The following is a 20781-nucleotide window of genomic DNA, read 5'->3' on the forward strand; positions in this document are numbered from 1 at the left end:
TTACTCCTCAACTTTAACCATGTAGGAAACCAAGTTGACCATACCACGTACAGCGGGAGTATCCTCACGCTCTACAGTATGACCAATACGACGCAGACCTAAACCGATCAGAGTTGCCTTGTGTTTCGGCAAACGACCGATACTGCTTTTTGTTTGAGTTACTTTAATAGTCTTTGCCATGGTTATTTCCCTAGAATTTCTTCGACGGACTTACCACGCTTAGCAGCGACCATTTCTGGGGATTTCATATCTTCCAGAGCTAAAATAGTTGCACGAACCACGTTGATCGGGTTAGTAGAACCATATGCCTTGGCCAATACGTTATGAACCCCTGCAACTTCCAAGACGGCGCGCATTGCACCACCGGCAATAATACCGGTACCTTCAGAAGCTGGTTGCATGAATACACGAGAACCCGTGTGAGCACCTTTAACTGGGTGCTGCAGAGTGCCGTTATCCAAAGCAACATTAATCATAGCGCGACGGGCTTTCTCCATCGCTTTCTGGATCGCTGCCGGAACTTCGCGTGCTTTGCCGTAGCCAAAACCAACGCGACCGTTACCATCACCAACTACTGTCAGTGCGGTAAAGCTGAAAATACGGCCACCTTTTACGGTTTTAGATACGCGGTTTACCGCGATCAGCTTTTCCTGCAGTTCGCCAGCTTGTTTTTCGATGTGTGACATCTTACACCTCTACCTTAGAACTGAAGGCCAGCTTCACGGGCAGCATCTGCCAGTGCCTGGACTCGACCATGATATTGGAAACCGGAACGGTCAAAGGATACTTTCGTGATCCCTTTTTCCAATGCGCGCTCTGCAACAGCTTTACCTACAGCTGCGGCGGCATCTTTGTTGCCGGCGTACTTCAATTGCTCATTGATAGCTTTTTCTACAGTAGAAGCGGCTACCAAAATTTCAGAACCGTTTGGTGCAATAACCTGCGCGTAAATATGGCGTGGGGTACGATGTACCACCAGGCGAGTCGCACCCAGTTCTTTGAGCTTGCGGCGTGCGCGGGTCGCACGACGGATACGAGCTGCTTTCTTATCCATAGTGTTACCTTACTTCTTCTTAGCCTCTTTGGTACGCACGACTTCGTCGGCGTAACGGACACCCTTGCCTTTATAAGGCTCAGGACGACGGTAGGCACGCAAATCTGCTGCAACCTGACCAATCACCTGCTTATCAGCGCCTTTCAGCACGATTTCAGTTTGGGTCGGGCATTCGGCAGTGATGCCAGCCGGCAATTCATGGTCAACTGGGTGAGAGAAGCCTAAGGCTAAATTCACCACGTTGCCTTTAACTGCGGCACGGTAGCCTACGCCTACCAGTTGAAGCTTCTTGGTGAAGCCTTCGGTAACACCAATGACCATTGCATTAAGCAGTGCACGAGTGGTACCCGCTTGGGCCCAACCGTCTACAGCGCCTTCGCGTGGAGCGAAAGTCAATGTATTACCTTCTTGCTTAACTTCAACAGCACTATGGACGGTACGAGTCAGCTCGCCGTTCTTACCCTTTATCGAAATAACCTGACCGTTGAGTTTTACCTCTACGCCGGCAGGAATGACGACGGGTGCTTTTGCAACACGAGACATTCTTTCCTCCCGAATTAAGCTACGTAGCAGATAATCTCGCCACCAAGACCAGCTTGGCGAGCTGCACGATCGGTCATAACACCTTTAGAGGTAGAAATAACAGCGATACCCAAACCGGCCATAACTTTTGGCAGCTCATCTTTTTTCTTATAGATGCGCAGACCTGGACGGCTGATACGTTGAATGCTTTCTACCACTGCCTTGCCCTGGAAATACTTAAGTGCTAATTCCAGAGTAGGCTTGGTGTCGCCTTCGACTTTAAAATCTTCAATAAAGCCTTCTTCCTTCAGAACGTTGGCAATTGCCACTTTCAGCTTGGAGGAAGGCATGGTGACCGCAACTTTGTTTGCGGCTTGACCGTTACGGATACGGGTCAGCATATCCGCGATCGGATCTTGCATGCTCATCTGTCTTTACTCCCGTGATTCAATTGGTGACAATTACCAGCTAGCCTTTTTAAGGCCCGGGATTTCACCGCGCATTGCGGTTTCACGGACTTTAATACGGCTCAACCCGAACTTCCGCAGGAAACCATGCGGACGACCAGTTTGGTTGCAGCGGTTACGCTGACGGGACGGGCTGGAATCACGCGGCAGAGACTGCAGCTTCAGAACAGCATTCCAACGATCTTCGTCGGATGAGTTCACACCAGAGATAATAGCTTTTAATTCCTCGCGTTGAGCGCGGTATTTGTTAGCTAGTTTCACGCGAACAACTTCGCGTGCTTTCATTGATTGCTTAGCCATCAGTAACCCTACCTTACTTGCGGAATGGGAATTTAAAAGCAGCCAACAATGCACGGCCTTCATCATCGGACTTCGCAGTAGTGGTAATGGTAATATCCAAACCACGTACACGATCGACTTTATCGTAGTCGATTTCCGGGAAGATGATCTGCTCGCGCACACCCATGCTGTAGTTTCCACGACCATCGAATGACTTAGCGGACAAGCCACGGAAGTCACGGATACGCGGAACAGCAATGGTAATCAGACGCTCAAAGAATTCCCACATGCGTTCGCCACGCAGGGTCACTTTACAGCCGATCGGATAGCCCTGACGGATTTTGAAGCCTGCAACAGATTTGCGTGCTTTGGTGATAAACGGCTTTTGGCCGGAGATAGCTGCCAAGTCAGCTGCTGCATTATCCAGCAGTTTCTTGTCAGCGATCGCTTCACCAACACCCATGTTCAGGGTGATCTTCTCGACCCGAGGGACTTGCATGACAGAGTTGTAGCCAAACTGAGACATCAGTTGTTTGACCACCTCGTCTTTGTAGTAATCATGCAGTTTCGCCATCGTATTACTCCAAATTACTTGATAGTTTCGCTGTTAGATTTAAAGAAACGGACTTTTTTACCGTCTTCGAATCTAAAGCCTACACGGTCAGCCTTACCGGTTGTCGCGTTGAACAGCGCAAGGTTGGAAACTTGAATTGCAGCTTCTTTTTCAACAATGCCACCTGGTTGGTTCAGGGCCGGAACCGGCTTCTGATGTTTTTTAACCAGGTTGATACCTTCAACAATGACCTTACCAGCAGACAGGACATTCTTTACTTTACCGCGCTTACCTTTGTCTTTCCCGGTTAGCACGATAACTTCGTCATCACGACGGATTTTCGCTGCCATGGTTCGCTCCTTAGAGTACTTCTGGTGCCAGAGAGATAATTTTCATGAACTTCTCATTACGCAGTTCACGAGTTACCGGCCCAAAAATACGCGTGCCGATTGGCTGCTCGCTGTTATTATTTAAAATAACACAAGCGTTACCATCGAAGCGAATGACAGAACCGTCCGGGCGACGTACACCCTTCTTGGTGCGCACCACTACCGCCTTCAGAACATCGCCTTTCTTCACCTTGCCACGAGGAATTGCTTCCTTGATGGTGATCTTGATGATGTCGCCGATGCCTGCGTAGCGACGGTGCGAGCCACCTAGAACCTTGATACACATTACGCGACGTGCACCGGAGTTGTCGGCCACGTTCAGCATAGTCTGTTCTTGGATCATGTTAGTGCTCCGCTAATGTCAACTACTACTTTAGGACCCAGAATAGGTCGTTTAAAAGCCCCAATAACGAGGGCGCAGCATTATAACACCGCTTCCAGATTATGGGTAGAAAAAATAAGCGGCCCACTTTCTGAGCCGCTTATTATGTTCGAGTCAGCTACTCTATTACAGAATCGCTTTCTCTACAACGCGAACAAGTGTCCAAGACTTAGTCTTTGACAGTGGACGGCATTCGCGGATTTCTACCACGTCACCGATACCACATTCATTGTTCTCGTCATGTACATGCAATTTCGTCGTACGACGGATGAATTTCCCATAAATCGGGTGCTTCACCACACGTTCGATAGCAACAACCATGGATTTCTCCATTTTGTCACTAACTACGCGACCTTGCAGAGTACGGATTTGGTCAGTCATTACGCACCCGCCTTTTCAGTCAGTAAAGTCTTAACACGTGCGATATTACGACGCACTTGTTTCGACAGGTGAGTTTGTTGCAGCTGGCCACTAGCCGCCTGCATGCGCAAATTAAATTGCTCACGCAGCAGGTTGAGCAGCTCAGTGTTCAGCTCTTCAACGCTTTTTTCACGCAGCTCTTGTGCTTTCATTACATCACCGTCTTAGTTACAAAGGTGGTTCCTACAGGCAGTTTCGCTGCAGCGAGCTTAAATGCTTCGCGAGCAGTTTCTTCCGGCACACCAGCCATTTCAAATAAAACTTTTCCTGGCTGGATCAGGGCAACCCAATACTCTACGTTACCCTTACCTTTACCCATACGCACTTCGAGCGGCTTCTCGGTGATCGGTTTGTCCGGGAATACACGGATCCAGACCTTACCTTGACGCTTAATTGCACGTGTCATCGCACGACGGGCTGCTTCGATTTGACGAGCCGTCAGGCGGCAACGGCCACAAGCTTTCAGGCCGAACTCACCGAAGCTAACATCCGTACCTTGCGCAAGGCCACGGTTACGGCCTTTGTGCATCTTACGGAATTTTGTACGCTTTGGTTGTAACATCAGCGATTCTCCTTACTTGCGGCCTTTACGCTGCTGCTTTTTAGGTTGAGCAGCCGGTTCCGGTTGTTCAACAGCAGCCATACCACCCAAGATCTCACCTTTGAAGATCCATACCTTTACGCCGATTACACCATAAGTGGTGTGCGCTTCAGATGTGTTGTAATCGATATCCGCACGCAGTGTATGCAACGGAACACGACCTTCACGGTACCATTCGGTACGCGCGATTTCAGCACCGCCAAGGCGGCCGCTTACTTCAACTTTGATACCTTTAGCGCCAAGACGCATTGCGTTCTGTACAGCACGCTTCATAGCACGACGGAACATAACACGACGTTCCAGCTGTGAAGTGATGCTGTCAGCAACCAATTTTGCGTCCAGTTCCGGTTTACGGACTTCGGCGATGTTAATCTGTGCAGGAACGCCAGCGATATCCGCTACGACCTTACGCAGTTTTTCGACATCTTCACCTTTCTTGCCGATAACGATGCCAGGACGAGCGGTGTGAATAGTCACACGGATGCTCTTCGCTGGACGCTCGATAACGATGCGAGAAACGGAAGCTTTCGCTAATTCTTTAGTCAAGAATTGGCGAACTTTAAAGTCGCTGTCCAGGTTGTCAGCGAATTCTTTGGTATTTGCGTACCAGGTAGAGTTCCAAGCTTTGACAATACCTAGTCGAATACCATTAGGATGTACTTTCTGACCCATTGCTAGTCTCCAGAGTCTCAGCGATCGGACACAACCACAGTAATGTGGCTGGTGCGCTTCAGGATGCGATCTGCACGACCTTTTGCACGCGGCATAATGCGCTTCATGCTAGGGCCTTCGTCTACGAAAATCTTCGTGACTTTCAGATCATCGATGTCAGCGCCATCGTTGTGTTCTGCGTTAGCAATGGCAGACTCCAGCACTTTCTTAACCAAACCAGCAGCTTTCTTGTTGGTATAGGCCAGAGTTTCCAGAGCTTGCGACACTTTCTTACCGCGAATCAGGTCCGCTACCAAGCGAACCTTCTGAGCAGAAGAACGAGCGTGGCGATGTTTAGCGATAGTTTCCATCTCTTCCTCCTACCTTAGCGCTTTTTAGCCTTTTTATCGGCCGCATGGCCGCGATAAGTACGGGTCGGCGCGAATTCACCCAATTTGTGACCGACCATTTCATCGGAAACAAATACAGGAACGTGCTGACGACCATTATGGACAGCGATGGTCAAACCGATCATATTTGGAAAGACCGTTGAACGACGGGACCAAGTCCGAATTGGCTTCTTGTCTCCGCTTTCCACCGCTTTCTCTACCTTCTTCAGCAAGTGCAGGTCAATGAAGGGACCTTTCTTGAGAGAACGTGGCATGGCTTATCCTCTAATTATTTTTTACTACGGCGACGTACGATGAACTTATCAGTACGCTTGTTGCTACGGGTCTTCTTACCTTTGGTTTGAACGCCCCACGGGGTTACCGGGTGCTTACCAAAGTTACGACCTTCACCACCACCGTGTGGGTGATCTACCGGGTTCATCGCCGTACCGCGAACGGTAGGACGAATACCACGCCAACGACTAGCACCTGCTTTACCCAGGACACGCAGCATGTGTTCAGCGTTACCGACTTCACCTAAGGTGGCGCGGCAATCAGCTAGAACCTTGCGCATCTCGCCGGAGCGCAGACGCAGAGTAACGTAGGAACCGTCACGAGCAACGATCTGAACGTATGCACCAGCAGAACGAGCCAATTGGCCGCCTTTACCTGGTTTCATTTCTACGTTATGAACCGTTGAACCAACTGGGATGTTACGCATAGGCAGGGTGTTACCTGCTTTAATTGCAGCATCAACGCCAGATTGAATCTGGTCACCAGCTTTCAGGCCTTTCGGCGCCAGGATATAACGGCGTTCGCCGTCTTTGTACAGAACCAGCGCGATGTTCGCGGAACGGTTCGGATCGTACTCCAGACGCTCAACCACAGCAGGGATACCATCTTTGTTGCGTTTGAAGTCAACCAGACGATAATGTTGCTTGTGGCCACCACCGATATGACGGGTAGTGATACGGCCATTGTTGTTACGGCCACCGCTTTTGCTTAATTTCTCAAGCAACGGGGCATAAGGCTTACCCTTGTGCAGCTCAGGGTTAACCACTTTAACAACGTGGCGACGACCCGGAGATGTAGGTTTACATTTAACAATTGCCATTGTTTACTCCTCCGACTTACTCTGCGCCGCCGATGAAGTCCAGATTCTGGCCTTCTTTCAGGGTGACGTAAGCTTTTTTCCAGTCGCTACGACGACCAACACGCTGACCGTGACGCTTACTCTTGCCTTTAACCAGCAAGGTGTTAACGTCTTCGACTTCGACTTCAAACAGTTTCTGCACTGCAGCTTTAATTTCTGCTTTGGTCGCGTCTTTGGCAACTTTGAGAACGATGGTGTTATTCTTTTCCATCGCAGCGGACGCTTTTTCAGATACATGCGGCGCGCGCAGTACTTTCAGCAGACGTTCTTCACGAATCATGCCAGCATCTCCTCAACTTGCTTCACAGCATCAGCAGTCATAACCACCTTGTCGAAGGCGATCAGGCTAACTGGGTCGATACCGGCTACATCGCGAACGTCAACCTTGTACAGGTTGCGAGCTGCCAAGAACAAGTTCTCGTCCAGTTCACCCGTTACGATCAGCACATCTTCCAGAGCCATATCTTTCAGTTTCTGCGCCAGCAACTTAGTTTTAGGTGCTTCAACAGAGAACTTTTCGACAATGATCAGACGATCTTGACGTACCAATTCGGACAGAATGCTTTTCAGCGCGCCGCGGTACATCTTTTTATTTACTTTCTGACTGTGATCCTGAGGCTTCGCAGCAAAGGTCACACCACCTGAACGCCAGATTGGGCTCTTTACAGAACCTGCACGCGCACGGCCGGTGCCTTTTTGACGCCACGGCTTCTTACCGGAACCTGTTACTTCAGCGCGGGTCTTCTGAGCACGAGTACCTTGACGGGCACCTGCTGCATAAGCAACAACAACCTGATGTACCAGCGCTTCGTTGAAATCACGACCGAAGGTAGTTTCGGAAACAGTCAGCGCGCCTTGCGCGTCTTTCAATACTAATTCCATTGCTATCCCCTTACGCCTTCACAGCTGGTTTAACGATCAGGTTGCCACCGGTTGCGCCCGGTACAGCACCCTTAACCAGCAGCAGGTTGCGCTCAGCGTCAACACGTACTACGTCCAGGCTTTGAACGGTTACACGCTCGTCACCCAGGTGGCCAGCCATTTTCTTGCCTTTGAACACTTTGCCCGGAGTCTGGTTTTGACCGATAGAACCCGGAACACGGTGAGACAAGGAGTTACCATGGGTAGCATCTTGGGTACGGAAATTCCAGCGCTTAACAGTACCGGCAAAACCTTTACCTTTAGACGTACCTGTAACGTCGACTTTTTTAACGTCTGCAAAAATTTCGACGCTAATTTCTTGACCAGCAGTAAACTCTTGACCTTCTGGAAGGCGGAATTCCCACAGACCACGGCCAGCTTCTACGCCAGCTTTAGCGAAATGACCCGCTTCTGGTTTAGTAACGCGGTTAGCTTTTTTAGCACCGGTAGTTACTTGCACAGCACGGTATCCGTCGTTCTCCAGGCTTTTGACCTGAGTTACACGGTTCGCTTCAATTTCGATAACAGTTACTGGGATTGAAACGCCATCTTCAGTGAAGATACGAGTCATGCCCACTTTTTTACCGACTAAACCAATCATTGTTTCAACCTCTCAATCGCTCAATGACCTGATTAACCCAGGCTGATCTGCACGTCTACACCGGCAGCCAGATCCAGACGCATCAGAGCATCAACGGTTTTCTCGGTTGGCTCAACGATGTCAACTAGACGCTTGTGAGTGCGAATTTCGTACTGATCGCGCGCATCTTTATTGACGTGCGGAGAGATCAGAACAGTAAAGCGCTCTTTGCGAGTTGGCAGCGGGATCGGACCACGAACCTGCGCACCAGTGCGCTTGGCAGTCTCGACGATTTCCGCAGTTGATTGATCGATCAAACGATGATCAAACGCTTTCAGGCGGATACGGATTCTTTGGTTCTGCATGAGACCAGAGCTCCAATTATTTATAAACGTAAATGATTACTCCTCGCACCCATTTCGATTGATGGGGGAGTGTAATCGTTCAACATATAACCCCCATATCGGGAGTATTGTTCAGTTGCAACACTAGGCTGAAACTGACAGATTAGTTTCAATCTGACCTATCAAGATTAGGTAGGCCCGCGCATTATACGTAAATACCAGCAGGAAGCAAGCCGCTGTTGGAAATCTATGCGGAAACTTGCCAGATAATTTAATTAATGAGGATTAAGAGGACTTTTTGAGAGAGCAATAAGAAAAGAGTGAGCCCATAATGGTTCTCACTCCTTTTAACTGAACAGCGCTATGACTGATAAAGAAACTGTCTTGCGAGGATTTAGTCTTTCGCCAGCTGAGCCTGCGAGTAGTTTTGTATCCCCAAACGTTCGATCAGACTGAGCTCTGTCTCAAGCCAATCAATATGGCCTTCTTCTTCAGTCAAGATTTCCTTCAACAAATCGCGACTGACATAGTCATGGATTGAATCGGCATACGCAATACCTTCGCGCAAGTCCTTCGCTCCGGATAACTCGAGAGCTAAGTCAGATTTCAGTATTTCTTCTACATCTTCACCGATATTCAACTTACCTAGATCTTGCAGGTTAGGAATACCTTCGAGAAATAAAATGCGCTCGATGTATTTATCCGCATGTTTCATTTCATCGATGGACTCGTGATACTCCTTATCATTAAGGCGCATCAGCCCCCAGTTTTTGAACATTCGGGCATGAAGAAAATATTGATTGATGGCAACTAGCTCGTTTCCGAGTAGTTTATTGAGATGTGCAATTATTTTTTTATCGCCTTTCATAGTTATACCCTCCGCTTCCAGTACTAAAAGTGTAGTACCAGATGGCAAAGTGTGGGGAAAACTTATCCCTACTAACTATTAGGCAACATCATTCATTTCTGGAATGTTAGCGCGTTCCTCAATCAAGATTTCTCTGGCCTGTCGAATGCACTTTCCGCAGTCAGTACCGATAGGTACGAGTTGACACAACTGCTTAATGGTATGTGGATGGTGCTGACGTACAGCTTTACGGATAACTTTGTCAGAGATCGCATTACATAGACAAACATACATAGAGAGACTCACTTCTTAACCAATCTCTCAAGTCTAAATAAGAATACGAGTTATTTCAATTAAGATTATCTAGCAGTTCAATAAAAAAGGGTGCCGAAGCACCCTTTTACTTGATCAATATAATAATTAATCAATAAAACAATTAAGCGATTACTTTAGCAACAACACCAGCGCCTACAGTACGGCCGCCTTCACGGATTGCGAAACGCAGGCCGTCGTCCATTGCGATTGGGTGAATCAGAGTAACAACCATGTTGATGTTGTCACCTGGCATCACCATTTCAACGCCTTCTGGCAGTTCGATGGTACCTGTTACGTCAGTTGTACGGAAGTAGAACTGAGGACGGTAGCCTTTGAAGAACGGAGTATGACGACCGCCTTCTTCTTTGCTCAGAATATAAACTTCTGAATCAAAGGTAGTGTGTGGTTTGATTGAGCCTGGTTTAGCCAGAACTTGACCACGTTCGATGTCTTCACGTTTGATACCACGCAGCAGAACACCAACGTTCTCACCAGCACGACCTTCGTCCAGCAGTTTGCGGAACATTTCAACGCCAGTACAAGTAGATTTAACAGTATCTTTGATACCAACGATCTCTACTTCTTCACCAACTTTAACGATACCGCGCTCTACACGACCAGTTACAACAGTACCACGGCCTGAGATAGAGAATACGTCTTCGATAGGCAGCAAGAATGGCTTATCGATAGCACGTTCTGGCAGTGGAATGTAGCTATCCAGTGCTTCAGCCAGTTCAATGATTTTAGCTTCCCACTCAGGAACGCCTTCCAGTGCTTTCAGCGCTGAACCTTTGATTACTGGGATGTCGTCGCCTGGGAAATCGTAAGCAGAAAGAAGTTCACGAACTTCCATTTCTACCAATTCCAGCAGCTCTTCATCGTCAACCATGTCACATTTGTTCATGAATACGATCATGTACGGAACGCCAACCTGACGGCCCAACAGGATGTGCTCACGAGTCTGTGGCATAGGGCCATCAGTTGCAGCAACAACCAGGATCGCGCCGTCCATCTGAGCAGCACCGGTGATCATGTTTTTAACGTAGTCGGCATGCCCTGGGCAGTCAACGTGCGCATAGTGACGAGTCGGGGTGTCATATTCAACGTGAGAAGTGTTGATGGTGATACCACGTGCTTTTTCTTCTGGTGCGTTATCGATCTGATCGAAGGCACGAGCGCTACCGCCGTAGGTTTTAGCCAGTACGGTGGTGATTGCAGCAGTCAGAGTTGTTTTACCATGGTCAACGTGGCCGATAGTACCGACGTTTACATGGGGTTTGTTACGTTCAAATTTTTCTTTAGACACGACTATATTCCTTACTCTTGTGCTCTCCCACTTATGAGAGAGCACTGGATCATTGTTTTAAACCCGAAAGCTTATTTGCCACGGGCTTCGATAACGGCTTTAGCGACGTTACTAGGTGCTTCAGCATACTCCAGGAATTCCATGGAGTAAGAAGCACGGCCCTGAGTCTGAGAACGCAGGTCAGTAGCATAACCGAACATTTCAGACAACGGAACCTTGACGCGAACGGTTTTACCGGTAGCAGTATCTTCCATACCTTCGATGATACCGCGACGACGGTTAAGGTCGCCCATTACGTCACCCATGTAATCTTCAGGGGTTTCGACTTCAACCTTCATGATAGGCTCAAGCAGAACTGGTTTAGCTCTTCTGAAACCTTCTTTAAAGGCGATAGAACCGGCTAATTTAAATGCCAATTCTGAGGAGTCGACGTCATGGTAAGAACCGTAGTGCAGACGCACTTTAACGTCAACAACCGGATAACCTGCCAGAGGGCCAGATTTCAGTTGTTCCTGGATACCTTTATCAACAGCAGGGATGAACTCTTTAGGAATAGAACCACCAACGATTTCGTTGACGAATTCATACCCAGCGCCACCCGGTGGTAACGGAGACATGTCGATAACAACATGACCGTACTGACCACGACCGCCTGACTGCTTAGCGTGCTTACCTTCCACGTCCTTAACGGTGTCGCGGATAGTTTCACGGTATGCAACCTGAGGTTTACCGACATTTGCTTCCACGTTAAATTCGCGGCGCATACGGTCAACCAGGATATCCAAGTGCAACTCACCCATACCAGCGATGATAGTCTGACCAGATTCTTCGTCAGTCCAAACGCGGAATGATGGATCTTCTTTTGCCAGACGACCCAGAGCCATACCCATTTTTTCTTGGTCAGCTTTGGTTTTTGGTTCAACAGCAACAGAGATTACTGGCTCCGGGAACTCCATACGTTCCAAGATGATCGGATTAGCTGGATCACACAGAGTGTCACCCGTCGTCACATCTTTCAGACCGATTGCTGCTGCGATGTCGCCAGCATGAACTTCTTTGATCTCTTCACGTTTGTTTGCGTGCATCTGTACGATACGGCCCAGACGCTCACGCTGTGAACGTACTGAGTTCAGCACGGTGTCACCGGAATTTACGATACCAGAGTACACACGGAAGAACGTCAGGTTACCAACAAACGGGTCGGTAGCAATTTTAAATGCCAGCGCAGAGAACGGCTCTTTGTCAGATGAGTGACGAACTGCCGGAGTATCTTTACCGTCGTCCAGAATACCGTTGATTGCTTCAACGTCAGTCGGGGCAGGCAGATATTCGATAACCGCATCCAGCATCGCCTGTACGCCTTTGTTTTTAAACGCAGAACCACAGGTAACTAAGATAATTTCGTTGCGCAGAACACGTTGACGCAGAGCTTTCTTGATCTCTTCTTCGGTCAGCTCATCGCCGCCCAAGTATTTATCCATCAGCTCATCTGACGCTTCTGCAGCAGATTCAACCAGATTCTGGTGCCATTCAGCAGCCAGCTCAGCCATATCAGCAGGGATCTCTTCGTATTCGAAGGTCACGCCCTGATCAGCTTCGTTCCAGTTGATCGCTTTCATTTTCACCAGGTCAATAATACCGGTGAATTTCTCTTCCGCGCCGATAGCCAGTTGCAATGGAACTGGATTCGCGCCCAGACGAGATTTAATCTGACCAACAACTTTCAGGAAATTCGCGCCCATACGGTCCATTTTGTTAACGAACGCGATACGCGGAACTTTATATTTATTCGCCTGACGCCATACGGTCTCAGACTGTGGCTGAACACCACCAACTGCACAGTAAACCATTACCGCGCCGTCAAGAACACGCATGGAACGTTCTACTTCGATGGTGAAGTCAACGTGCCCAGGGGTGTCAATGATATTGACGTGATGTGGTTCGAACTGTTTAGCCATACCAGACCAGAAGCAGGTAGTAGCCGCAGAAGTAATGGTAATACCACGCTCCTGCTCCTGTTCCATCCAGTCCATGGTGGCTGCGCCGTCATGAACTTCACCGATTTTATGGTTTACACCGGTGTAAAACAGGATACGTTCGGTAGTGGTTGTCTTACCGGCGTCGATGTGAGCGCTGATACCGATATTACGATAGCGCTCAATGGGTGTTTTACGAGCCATTTGATTCCTCTATTCCTAGGGCGTTCATTCGGTTAACCCATGCGGGCGCTTCAAGAAGACAGCCCGCATGGTTAGCATGACTACTGCGTGGTAATTACCAGCGGTAGTGGGCGAACGCCTTGTTAGCTTCGGCCATACGGTGAACGTCTTCACGTTTCTTAACAGCAGAACCTTTGTTCTCTGCTGCGTCAGACAGTTCATTCGCCAAGCGCAAAGCCATGGATTTATCACCGCGTTTACGAGCAGCATCAACGATCCAACGCATTGCCAAGGCATTACGACGAACCGGACGAACTTCAACTGGTACCTGATAAGTAGAACCACCAACGCGGCGAGACTTAACTTCGACAGTCGGGCGCACGTTATCCAGAGCTACTTCGAAAGCTTCCAGAAAATCTTTACCAGAACGCTGAGCCAGGGTCTCCAGCGCGGTATAGACGATTGCTTCTGCAGTAGATTTTTTACCATCTACCATCAGGATGTTTACAAATTTAGCCAGCAATTCAGATCCGAACTTAGGATCTGGTAAAATTTTACGCTGACCAATTACACGACGACGTGGCATGGAAATACTCCGTTGTTAATTCAGGGTTGTCCAAAACTCTAAGAGTTTATTTTGACATTAATGTGAAAATGTTTGGCCTTACTTAACGGAGAACCATTAAGCCTTTGGCTTCTTCACGCCGTACTTAGAACGTGATTGCTTACGGTCTTTAACACCTGAGCAGTCAAGCGCGCCGCGGACGGTGTGGTAACGCACACCTGGCAAGTCTTTAACACGACCGCCACGGATCAGGATCACGGAGTGTTCCTGAAGGTTATGACCTTCACCGCCGATGTAGGAGGTGACTTCAAAACCGTTAGTTAAACGCACACGGCAAACTTTACGCAGTGCGGAGTTAGGTTTTTTCGGGGTGGTTGTATATACGCGGGTACATACACCACGTTTCTGCGGGCATGCTTCCAGCGCAGGAACGTTGCTTTTAGCAACCTTCATGCTGCGTGGCTTGCGAACCAGCTGGTTAATCGTTGCCATTATTAAAAAAGCTCCTGGTTTTTTGCTTCGTAAACACGTGATAAATCCCCCTCGTTTGCACTACTGGCAGAGAACGAGGACGCAGAATTTTATGGCTGACTATCTAAGGTGTCAAGAAATATACAGCATTACTCGCATTACCATGCCAGTTGTTGCTGATGTTTTAGGGTCAAATCCACGAAGTGAGTATAGCCGATTAGAGTAGCGCTGTCTGAAATTTGACCAGATAAGCCGCGCGCAATAACGTCATCTTCCAATACAAAGAAAGAAGCAGGGTTATTTAACAACAGCTTAAGGCTTTCGCTGTTTTTCAAAACAGTCATCACCCCATCTTGCAGAAAGAGAATCTCATCTTCCGATGTGACTAATCTCAACAACGCAGATAAATCACAACGATAAGGAGAATGACTGACGGTATAAAGCATTATAGCGGCCCAAACCTCAATTAAAAAGTCAGCACAACATCATAAGTCGCCAGTTGGCGACGTAAATTTACCGGAGATAGCACCTCGACATCAAGGACCCAGTTTGTGACTTCGCTCAATCCGCGTTGCTGTAACGAGGCTTCGCAAATATAACAATTCTCGACATCGTACAGAGGTAAGACACCGAAAGTCGCAATATAGTTTCTGGCGAGAATTTTTTCGGGTTGCTGCTGAGGTAACAATTGCAAAACGCCGTCCGAAAGGAAGAAGGCACCGATGTTTTCGCTCAATGCCGAAGCCGCCAGCAATGCATCCAGCCCTTCCCGCCCTGCTGAACTGCCATGTGGACCTTGGGTGAAAACAAAAGCAATGCGTTTCATCGTCATTAAAATTGCACCATGCGGTCGCATGTCAATGCAGCTTCAGCCAGTGAACCCAAGCCACTCAAGGTAAAACCTGGTTGCAAATTTGCCGTTGCCAGATTGAGTTGCTCTGCTTCATGTTGGTCAGTCACGCCACGACGCAGCGCCGCCGCCACACAGACATTCAGCACTACAGCATGCTTGGCTGCCAATTGTTGCCACGCTCGGACCAGGTCAAATTCATCACTGGCTGGCGCGGTTAATTGGTTCGCGTTCAGCACCCCTTCGCGGTAAAAGAAAACACTGACCAAATTATGCCCTGAATTAACAATAGCTTGTGCGAATTGATAAGCACTGCTGGCCTGCTGCGTGCCATAAGCTGGCCCCGTGACCATCAGGCAATATTTCGCTACATTCTCCCCTGACATTAACGATCATGTCCCACAAAATCGCCACTCTTAAACTGGCGAATGTAGAGATAAACCGTGTGCTTAGAGATATTTAGTCGTTCAGCAACCTGATTGATGGCATCTTTAATATCAAAAATACCTTTTTCATACAGATTGAGTACGACCTGGCGGTTCTTCGCATTGTTAGAAACGTTGCGATCCGCGTTCACTTCTTCGATGGTAAATTCCAGTGTTTGCGCCACCAGGTCATCGACCGATGAGGCAAAGTTAACCGAAGAGGCCACTTCTTGCGTTTCTGGCGGCATAAAAGTCTGAATGATTTGCGAGAAAGGCACATCCAGATTCATGTTGATGCACAGTAGGCCAATAACGCGCTGGTCGCGGTTACGGATGGCGATAGTGACAGACTTCATCAGCACGCCGCTTTTGGCGCGCGTGAAATAAGCTCTCGAAACACTGCTGTCGGCACCAGCCATATCGTGCAACATCCGTAGGGCCAAGTCAGTTATCGGCGAACCAATCTGCCGCCCGGTGTGTTCACCGTTAGCAATTCTTACCGCTGAGCTTTTTAGGTCTTCCAGTGAATGCAGCACAATTTCGCAGTGACTGCCGATAAGCATCGCCAAACCATCAACGATAGCTTCGTATGATTTTAGTATTTCATGGTCCGTCTGACTGAACGGACGTTCATCCAGTAAATCCAGTTCACTGGTTTCGCTACTGAGAAGCGAATTAGACATCGAAGACACCATCCTCTAGGTAAAGCCTGTCTCAATATCGTTGGCAGACTCATAACTCAATATCTTAGATTTTAAGTCTAGCAAATATGCTGAGATAAAATCCTTGCGTTTGCGCGTGATATTGACGTTAAGCCCACAAGCCATAAACCGTCAAGTTATCAACGAACAGAAGTGCAAATTGATAGACGTACCACAAAAAAAACCGCCACGACAATTATCGCAGCGGTTATCAGTAGGACCGGATAACGAAGCTAAATTACTTCTTCGCTTTGGTGTCCGCAGCAGCAGGTTGCTCTTCTGGTGCGTCAGCTTTAGGTGCCGCTTTCACATCCAGCAGTTCTACATCGAATACCAGCGTAGAGTTAGCAGGGATGCCTGGGACGCCAGTTTTGCCGTAAGCCAGTTCTGGTGGGATAACCAGAGTGATCTTGCCGCCTTTCTTGATTTGCTTCAGACCTTCAGTCCAGCCTGGGATAACGCCATCCAGACGGAATGACAGTGGCTCGCCACGCTTATATGAGTTATCAAACTCAGTACCGTCAGTCAGGGTGCCTTTGTAGTTCACGACAACGGTATCGCTATCTTTTGGCGCATCGCCAGTGCCAGCTTTCTCAACTTTATACAGCAGGCCAGATGCCGTTTTCTTCACATCTTTGTCTTTAGCGAAAGTCTCGCGATATTTAGCACCTTTATCGGCGTTTTCTTTCGCATCTTGCTCCATTTTGGCTTGAGCAGACGCTTTTACGCGCGCTTCAAAACCTTGCAAGGTTTTTTCGATCTCTTCGTCAGTCAATTTGCTTTTGCTAGCGAAAGCATCTTGTACACCCGCGATTAACTGGTCTTTATCCAGCTTAATCCCCAGCTTTTCTTGTTCTTTCAGGGAGTTATCCATATAACGCCCCAATGATGCGCCTAAAGCATATGCAGATTGCTGATCATCATTCTTAAATGCGCTATTTGTCGTTGCTGGTGCAGCTGCAGTGGCAGTTTTTGCTGCTTCAGCAGCGAAAGCCGCAGAGGTATTCAGGGTCAGCGCCATGGTGGTAGCCAGTAGCGTTACTTTAAACAGTGATTTCATCCATTTCTCCATTGGCTTAAGGACTCTTACCCCAAGCAACGATTTTTAAGAGTAATTGGTACTATAACTGCCAGTGTGAACACAAAACAATCTCAGTACTCATGCTATTAAGTGATATTAAGACTTTTTTTACTACAAGAAGTTTCGTTTTTATAGATATCTTGACCCTCGCAGCGCAATCATAAGCTTTTACAGGTAGAATCTAGCGCGTCCTGCTATTTTAGCTATACTGCCATCGAGCGGAAAATAACCAAAAGGTATGGTTTGCAGCTATGCCAAGTGTAGCTGTGTCGTTTAGCAGTCATGAGAGGAAATAAAATGGAACAATCCCTGTTTGAGCAACGACTGGAAATGCTGGAAAGTCGTTTGGCATTTCAGGAAGTGACGATTGAAGAACTTAATTTGATCGTGACAGAGCATCAGATGGAAATGACCAAACTGCGTGAGCATTTGCGCCTACTGACCGACAAACTACGCGCATCCCAGCCGTCAATGCTGGTAAACGAAGCGGAAGAAACACCTCCTCCGCACTATTAGTTTTGTTAGCACCAGTCGCTTAGCTAGCGCTGCTGGCCACAATAGAGCTAATAGCAAAAAGCCAGCCGCAAGGCTGGCTTTTGACTGACAACTAACGTCAGATTTTAGTGACAGCCACAGCCGCCTTTACCACAACCGCCGCCTTTGCCATGTTCATGACCTGCGTCATGATCACCATGGTCATGACCGCCGCCGCAGCAACCGTCACCGTGTTCGTGGTGATGATCATGCTCGCCATGGACGTGGCCATGTTGCAGCTCTTCTTCTGTCGCTTCACGGATAGCAACCACTTCAACGTGGAAGTTCAGATCCTGACCCGCCAGCATGTGGTTACCATCAACCACAACGTGCTCGTCTTCCACAGCAGTGATTTCGACCGGTACTGGACCTTGATCGGTATCAGCCAGGAAACGCATGCCCACTTCCAGCTCGTCAACGCCCATGAAGACGTCTTTCGGTACGCGCTGCACCAGATTTTCATCATAGTTGCCGTAACCTTCGTCGGCATTGACGCGCACATCAAAGCTGTCGCCAGCTGCATGGCCTTCAAGCGCTTTTTCCAGACCTGCGATCAAAGAACCGTGACCGTGCAGGTAGTCCAACGGCGCGCTCACCGGAGACTCATCAACTAAAACACCGTCTTCTGTACGTACCTGGTAAGCCAGGCTGACCACCAAGTCTTTTGCTACTTTCATGATATCTCCTACCCTTGGAACAAAAATTGGCACAGATTGTAGCGGAAATCTGCACCGCTGTACCCTCCAGCATAAAAAATCGCGAAGGATAACGCTACTTCGGATTGAAAATACCGATCACTTGTTCATGTTGGCGAACGTGTTGGCTGACCTGTTTGTCCGTCTGACGCTGATGGTGGCCGCACTTCACACACTCCACCACTTCGACCTGATCTTCACGCCATAAAGCCAGTGTATCCAATGCCTTGCATTGCGGACAAACCGCTCCAGCGATAAACCTTTTGCGGGTGTTTGCCTTGTTATTTAGCGCCATTGTCATCGTTTTCTCCGACATTATTCATATTCATCCCACCCATCTAACTGCCGACTTTCATGCAGCATTTCCCGTTGGAAAATATCTTCCAGTTCACGGCGGGCTTCTTTAACTCGGGAGATTTGCGCCACATCGCCGTGATGCTGTGGCACCAATTCACGTAGCATGCGCATATCGAGACGGCGAAAATGTTGTTGCGCCCGATACGCCTGATGGGGATGCATCCCCAAGCCCAATAGGGTTTTTCGGCCCAATTCTAGCGCACTGGAAAATGTCTCGCGGGTGAAGTCTTTGACGCCGTTTTGCAACAATTCATGCGCTTCAACACGCCCTCTGGCACGGGCCAGAATATGCAAGTTCGGGAAGTGCTGCTGACACAAATGCACCAGCGTCATGGTGTCTTCCGGCTCATTACAGGTGATCACGATGGCTTTGGCTTTCTCCGCGCCAGCGGCACGTAACAGTTCTAGCTCAGTGGCATCACCATAGTACACTTTATAGCCATATTTGCGCATCACACTGACAGCGCTGACATCGCGTTCCAGTACGGTAATACGCATTTTATTCGCCATCAGCAGACGGCCAATCACCTGACCAAATCGTCCAAAGCCAACAATAATCACCTGCGGATCATTATCCTCAACAAACGGCTTCTCGTCGCTCTCTTCTTGCGCGTTGTAACGGCGGACCAAAATGCGGTCAATCACCTGCATCAAGAGTGGCGTAGTCATCATAGATAGCGTCACGACCACCAGCAGCAGGGCCAGTTGCTCCGCGTTAAAAACGTGCTGAGAGAAGGCCGCAGAGAACAAGACGAAGGCGAACTCACCACCCTGACTGAGCACGCCAGCGAATTGCAGCCGCACCGAGCGGCGCAAACCGAAGGTCCGTGCCAGGCCATACAACACTGCGCCTTTGATAAAGACCAACGCCAGAACACCCAATAATACATCCAGCAGATGGGTGAACAGAACACCAAGGTTCAACGCCATGCCAACAGAAATGAAGAATAAGCCAAGCAGCAACCCTTTAAAGGGTTCGATGGCAATTTCCAGCTCGTGCTGGAATTCACTTTCTGCCAATAATATTCCAGCGATAAATGTCCCGAGCGCCATCGATAGACCCAGCGCATCCATAAACAGGGCAGAGCCTAACACCACCAGTAACGCCGCAGCGGTGAAAACTTCCCGCACGCCGGAGGCCACAATGTAGCGGAACAGGGGGCGCAGCAGATAACGGCCACCAATCAGCATGCCCGCAAAGGCCGCAACTTTGATGCCAATCTTGACCCAATCATTGGTCTCACCGCCGCTACCAGCCAAAATCGGGATCAGCGCCAATGCGGGGATGACCGCCATATCCTGAAACAGCAAAACCGAGAAACCGAGCTGCCCGCCTTCATTGCGGTTCATGCCCTTTTCGCGCATCAGTTGCAATGCCATCGCCGTTGAGGACATCGCCAAACCGATACCGCCGATCACCGCCGCCTGCCAGGCAAATTGGGTGAAATAGAGCAATGCCCCCAACACGCTGGCGGTTATCACCACCTGACCCGCGCCGACACCAAAAATCGAGCGCCGCAGCTGCCAGAGCTTGGCCGGATTCAACTCCAAGCCAATGATAAACATCAGGAAGACCACACCCAGCTCGGAGAAGTGCAGAATTTCGTCAACATCACGAATAAAGCCCAAGCCCCATGGGCCGATGGCAATACCGGCTATCAGGTAGCCCAATACCGCGCCGATCCCCAGCCGTTGGGCGATAGGCACCGCCACCACGGCGGCAAAGAGAAAGAGTAAAATGGCAGTCAGTAGCGCTGAACCTTCCATATA

General features: G+C 48.8%; 35 protein-coding genes. 1 reads left to right on the forward strand and 34 read right to left on the reverse strand.

The features are described from left to right. The 31 genes from rpmD to fkpA all read right to left on the reverse strand — a co-directional run bounded on the left by rpmD (position 1) and on the right by fkpA (position 17404). Complete coding sequence (gene rpmD, locus ACZ76_RS07685) at positions 1 to 180, reverse strand: 50S ribosomal protein L30 (RefSeq protein ID WP_002213339.1); 180 nt, start codon at positions 178 to 180, stop codon at positions 1 to 3. Positions 181 to 182: 2 nt separating this feature from the next. Further along, the gene (gene rpsE / locus ACZ76_RS07690; protein WP_004875101.1) at positions 183 to 686 is read right to left on the reverse strand and encodes a 30S ribosomal protein S5; all 504 of its coding nucleotides are present in this window, start codon (positions 684 to 686) and stop codon (positions 183 to 185) included. Positions 687 to 700: 14 nt separating this feature from the next. Next, the gene (gene rplR, locus ACZ76_RS07695) at positions 701 to 1054 is read right to left on the reverse strand and encodes a 50S ribosomal protein L18 (RefSeq protein ID WP_004391413.1); all 354 of its coding nucleotides are present in this window, start codon (positions 1052 to 1054) and stop codon (positions 701 to 703) included. Between the two features lie 9 nt (positions 1055 to 1063). Next, positions 1064 to 1597, reverse strand: a complete 534-nt coding sequence (rplF, locus tag ACZ76_RS07700) for a 50S ribosomal protein L6 (protein WP_048618229.1) — start codon at positions 1595 to 1597, stop codon at positions 1064 to 1066. 14 nt (positions 1598 to 1611) lie between these two features. Further along, complete coding sequence (rpsH, locus tag ACZ76_RS07705) at positions 1612 to 2004, reverse strand: 30S ribosomal protein S8 (RefSeq protein ID WP_048618231.1); 393 nt, start codon at positions 2002 to 2004, stop codon at positions 1612 to 1614. A gap of 33 nt (positions 2005 to 2037) precedes the next feature. Beyond that, positions 2038 to 2343: a 30S ribosomal protein S14 gene (rpsN, locus tag ACZ76_RS07710; protein WP_004391418.1), complete on the reverse strand. Its 306-nt coding sequence runs from the start codon at positions 2341 to 2343 to the stop codon at positions 2038 to 2040. A 13-nt stretch (positions 2344 to 2356) separates the two neighbouring features. After that, positions 2357 to 2896, reverse strand: a complete 540-nt coding sequence (gene rplE, locus ACZ76_RS07715; protein ID WP_004391419.1) for a 50S ribosomal protein L5 — start codon at positions 2894 to 2896, stop codon at positions 2357 to 2359. Positions 2897 to 2910: 14 nt separating this feature from the next. After that, complete coding sequence (rplX, locus tag ACZ76_RS07720) at positions 2911 to 3225, reverse strand: 50S ribosomal protein L24 (RefSeq protein WP_004875104.1); 315 nt, start codon at positions 3223 to 3225, stop codon at positions 2911 to 2913. A gap of 10 nt (positions 3226 to 3235) precedes the next feature. After that, complete coding sequence (rplN, locus tag ACZ76_RS07725; RefSeq protein ID WP_002213325.1) at positions 3236 to 3607, reverse strand: 50S ribosomal protein L14; 372 nt, start codon at positions 3605 to 3607, stop codon at positions 3236 to 3238. Positions 3608 to 3772: 165 nt separating this feature from the next. Continuing rightward, complete coding sequence (gene rpsQ / locus ACZ76_RS07730; protein WP_002228135.1) at positions 3773 to 4027, reverse strand: 30S ribosomal protein S17; 255 nt, start codon at positions 4025 to 4027, stop codon at positions 3773 to 3775. After that, the gene (gene rpmC, locus ACZ76_RS07735; RefSeq protein ID WP_005159843.1) at positions 4027 to 4218 is read right to left on the reverse strand and encodes a 50S ribosomal protein L29; all 192 of its coding nucleotides are present in this window, start codon (positions 4216 to 4218) and stop codon (positions 4027 to 4029) included. Before rpmC ends, rpsQ begins: the two co-directional genes overlap by 1 nt. Further along, positions 4218 to 4628 carry a 50S ribosomal protein L16 gene (gene rplP / locus ACZ76_RS07740; RefSeq protein WP_002218940.1) on the reverse strand — a complete coding sequence of 137 codons (411 nt, stop codon included), beginning with the start codon at positions 4626 to 4628 and terminating at the stop codon, positions 4218 to 4220. Before rplP ends, rpmC begins: the two co-directional genes overlap by 1 nt. Positions 4629 to 4640: 12 nt before the next feature. Next, the gene (rpsC, locus tag ACZ76_RS07745) at positions 4641 to 5339 is read right to left on the reverse strand and encodes a 30S ribosomal protein S3 (RefSeq protein ID WP_002221644.1); all 699 of its coding nucleotides are present in this window, start codon (positions 5337 to 5339) and stop codon (positions 4641 to 4643) included. Positions 5340 to 5356: 17 nt separating this feature from the next. After that, positions 5357 to 5689, reverse strand: coding sequence for a 50S ribosomal protein L22 (gene rplV, locus ACZ76_RS07750; protein ID WP_004391423.1), 333 nt, complete (start codon positions 5687 to 5689; stop codon positions 5357 to 5359). Positions 5690 to 5703: 14 nt separating this feature from the next. Beyond that, a complete protein-coding gene (gene rpsS, locus ACZ76_RS07755) occupies positions 5704 to 5982 on the reverse strand; it encodes a 30S ribosomal protein S19 (protein WP_002213430.1) in 279 nt (92 codons plus the stop codon). A gap of 14 nt (positions 5983 to 5996) precedes the next feature. After that, the gene (gene rplB, locus ACZ76_RS07760) at positions 5997 to 6821 is read right to left on the reverse strand and encodes a 50S ribosomal protein L2 (RefSeq protein ID WP_004709246.1); all 825 of its coding nucleotides are present in this window, start codon (positions 6819 to 6821) and stop codon (positions 5997 to 5999) included. A gap of 16 nt (positions 6822 to 6837) precedes the next feature. Further along, the gene (gene rplW / locus ACZ76_RS07765; protein WP_005159841.1) at positions 6838 to 7140 is read right to left on the reverse strand and encodes a 50S ribosomal protein L23; all 303 of its coding nucleotides are present in this window, start codon (positions 7138 to 7140) and stop codon (positions 6838 to 6840) included. Further along, positions 7137 to 7742, reverse strand: a complete 606-nt coding sequence (gene rplD, locus ACZ76_RS07770) for a 50S ribosomal protein L4 (protein WP_004716380.1) — start codon at positions 7740 to 7742, stop codon at positions 7137 to 7139. Before rplD ends, rplW begins: the two co-directional genes overlap by 4 nt. A gap of 10 nt (positions 7743 to 7752) precedes the next feature. Next, positions 7753 to 8382: a 50S ribosomal protein L3 gene (gene rplC / locus ACZ76_RS07775; RefSeq protein ID WP_004709250.1), complete on the reverse strand. Its 630-nt coding sequence runs from the start codon at positions 8380 to 8382 to the stop codon at positions 7753 to 7755. Positions 8383 to 8414: 32 nt separating this feature from the next. After that, the gene (gene rpsJ / locus ACZ76_RS07780; RefSeq protein WP_001181005.1) at positions 8415 to 8726 is read right to left on the reverse strand and encodes a 30S ribosomal protein S10; all 312 of its coding nucleotides are present in this window, start codon (positions 8724 to 8726) and stop codon (positions 8415 to 8417) included. Positions 8727 to 9099: 373 nt separating this feature from the next. Continuing rightward, entirely contained in the window at positions 9100 to 9573 is a 474-nt protein-coding gene (bfr, locus tag ACZ76_RS07785) for a bacterioferritin (RefSeq protein WP_048618236.1), read from the reverse strand. Between the two features lie 78 nt (positions 9574 to 9651). Further along, positions 9652 to 9846 carry a bacterioferritin-associated ferredoxin gene (bfd, locus tag ACZ76_RS17945; RefSeq protein WP_050126048.1) on the reverse strand — a complete coding sequence of 65 codons (195 nt, stop codon included), beginning with the start codon at positions 9844 to 9846 and terminating at the stop codon, positions 9652 to 9654. 142 nt (positions 9847 to 9988) lie between these two features. Then, positions 9989 to 11173 carry an elongation factor Tu gene (gene tuf / locus ACZ76_RS07790; RefSeq protein WP_005271793.1) on the reverse strand — a complete coding sequence of 395 codons (1185 nt, stop codon included), beginning with the start codon at positions 11171 to 11173 and terminating at the stop codon, positions 9989 to 9991. A 71-nt stretch (positions 11174 to 11244) separates the two neighbouring features. Beyond that, positions 11245 to 13353, reverse strand: coding sequence for an elongation factor G (gene fusA, locus ACZ76_RS07795; protein ID WP_048618239.1), 2109 nt, complete (start codon positions 13351 to 13353; stop codon positions 11245 to 11247). Between the two features lie 94 nt (positions 13354 to 13447). Continuing rightward, positions 13448 to 13918: a 30S ribosomal protein S7 gene (rpsG, locus tag ACZ76_RS07800; RefSeq protein WP_002212324.1), complete on the reverse strand. Its 471-nt coding sequence runs from the start codon at positions 13916 to 13918 to the stop codon at positions 13448 to 13450. Between the two features lie 96 nt (positions 13919 to 14014). Next, positions 14015 to 14389, reverse strand: coding sequence for a 30S ribosomal protein S12 (gene rpsL, locus ACZ76_RS07805; protein WP_002212323.1), 375 nt, complete (start codon positions 14387 to 14389; stop codon positions 14015 to 14017). 137 nt (positions 14390 to 14526) lie between these two features. Next, complete coding sequence (tusB, locus tag ACZ76_RS07810; RefSeq protein WP_005186220.1) at positions 14527 to 14814, reverse strand: sulfurtransferase complex subunit TusB; 288 nt, start codon at positions 14812 to 14814, stop codon at positions 14527 to 14529. Between the two features lie 20 nt (positions 14815 to 14834). Then, complete coding sequence (tusC, locus tag ACZ76_RS07815) at positions 14835 to 15200, reverse strand: sulfurtransferase complex subunit TusC (RefSeq protein ID WP_072081046.1); 366 nt, start codon at positions 15198 to 15200, stop codon at positions 14835 to 14837. Further along, on the reverse strand, positions 15200 to 15604 hold the full coding sequence (gene tusD, locus ACZ76_RS07820) for a sulfurtransferase complex subunit TusD (RefSeq protein ID WP_048618242.1): 405 nt from the start codon (positions 15602 to 15604) through the stop codon (positions 15200 to 15202). Before tusD ends, tusC begins: the two co-directional genes overlap by 1 nt. After that, positions 15604 to 16326 (reverse strand): helix-turn-helix transcriptional regulator, encoded by a 723-nt coding sequence (locus tag ACZ76_RS07825; RefSeq protein WP_048618245.1) that lies wholly within the window; start codon positions 16324 to 16326, stop codon positions 15604 to 15606. Before ACZ76_RS07825 ends, tusD begins: the two co-directional genes overlap by 1 nt. A gap of 256 nt (positions 16327 to 16582) precedes the next feature. Further along, positions 16583 to 17404 carry an FKBP-type peptidyl-prolyl cis-trans isomerase gene (gene fkpA / locus ACZ76_RS07830; RefSeq protein ID WP_048618247.1) on the reverse strand — a complete coding sequence of 274 codons (822 nt, stop codon included), beginning with the start codon at positions 17402 to 17404 and terminating at the stop codon, positions 16583 to 16585. A gap of 318 nt (positions 17405 to 17722) precedes the next feature. Between fkpA and ACZ76_RS07835 the strand changes: the two genes are divergently transcribed. After that, a complete protein-coding gene (locus ACZ76_RS07835; protein WP_048618249.1) occupies positions 17723 to 17941 on the forward strand; it encodes a protein SlyX in 219 nt (72 codons plus the stop codon). A gap of 104 nt (positions 17942 to 18045) precedes the next feature. Here ACZ76_RS07835 and slyD read toward each other — a convergent pair whose 3' ends face one another. From slyD to kefB, 3 genes are all read right to left on the reverse strand, one after another. Continuing rightward, positions 18046 to 18636, reverse strand: a complete 591-nt coding sequence (gene slyD, locus ACZ76_RS07840; protein WP_048618252.1) for a peptidylprolyl isomerase — start codon at positions 18634 to 18636, stop codon at positions 18046 to 18048. A gap of 94 nt (positions 18637 to 18730) precedes the next feature. Further along, positions 18731 to 18955, reverse strand: a complete 225-nt coding sequence (locus ACZ76_RS07845; RefSeq protein WP_048620234.1) for a YheV family putative zinc ribbon protein — start codon at positions 18953 to 18955, stop codon at positions 18731 to 18733. 14 nt (positions 18956 to 18969) lie between these two features. Further along, positions 18970 to 20778, reverse strand: coding sequence for a glutathione-regulated potassium-efflux system protein KefB (gene kefB, locus ACZ76_RS07850; RefSeq protein WP_048618254.1), 1809 nt, complete (start codon positions 20776 to 20778; stop codon positions 18970 to 18972). Positions 20779 to 20781 lie beyond the last annotated feature (3 nt).

It is taken from the genome of Yersinia aleksiciae (genome assembly GCF_001047675.1).
Classification (GTDB): Bacteria; Pseudomonadota; Gammaproteobacteria; order Enterobacterales; family Enterobacteriaceae; genus Yersinia; species Yersinia aleksiciae.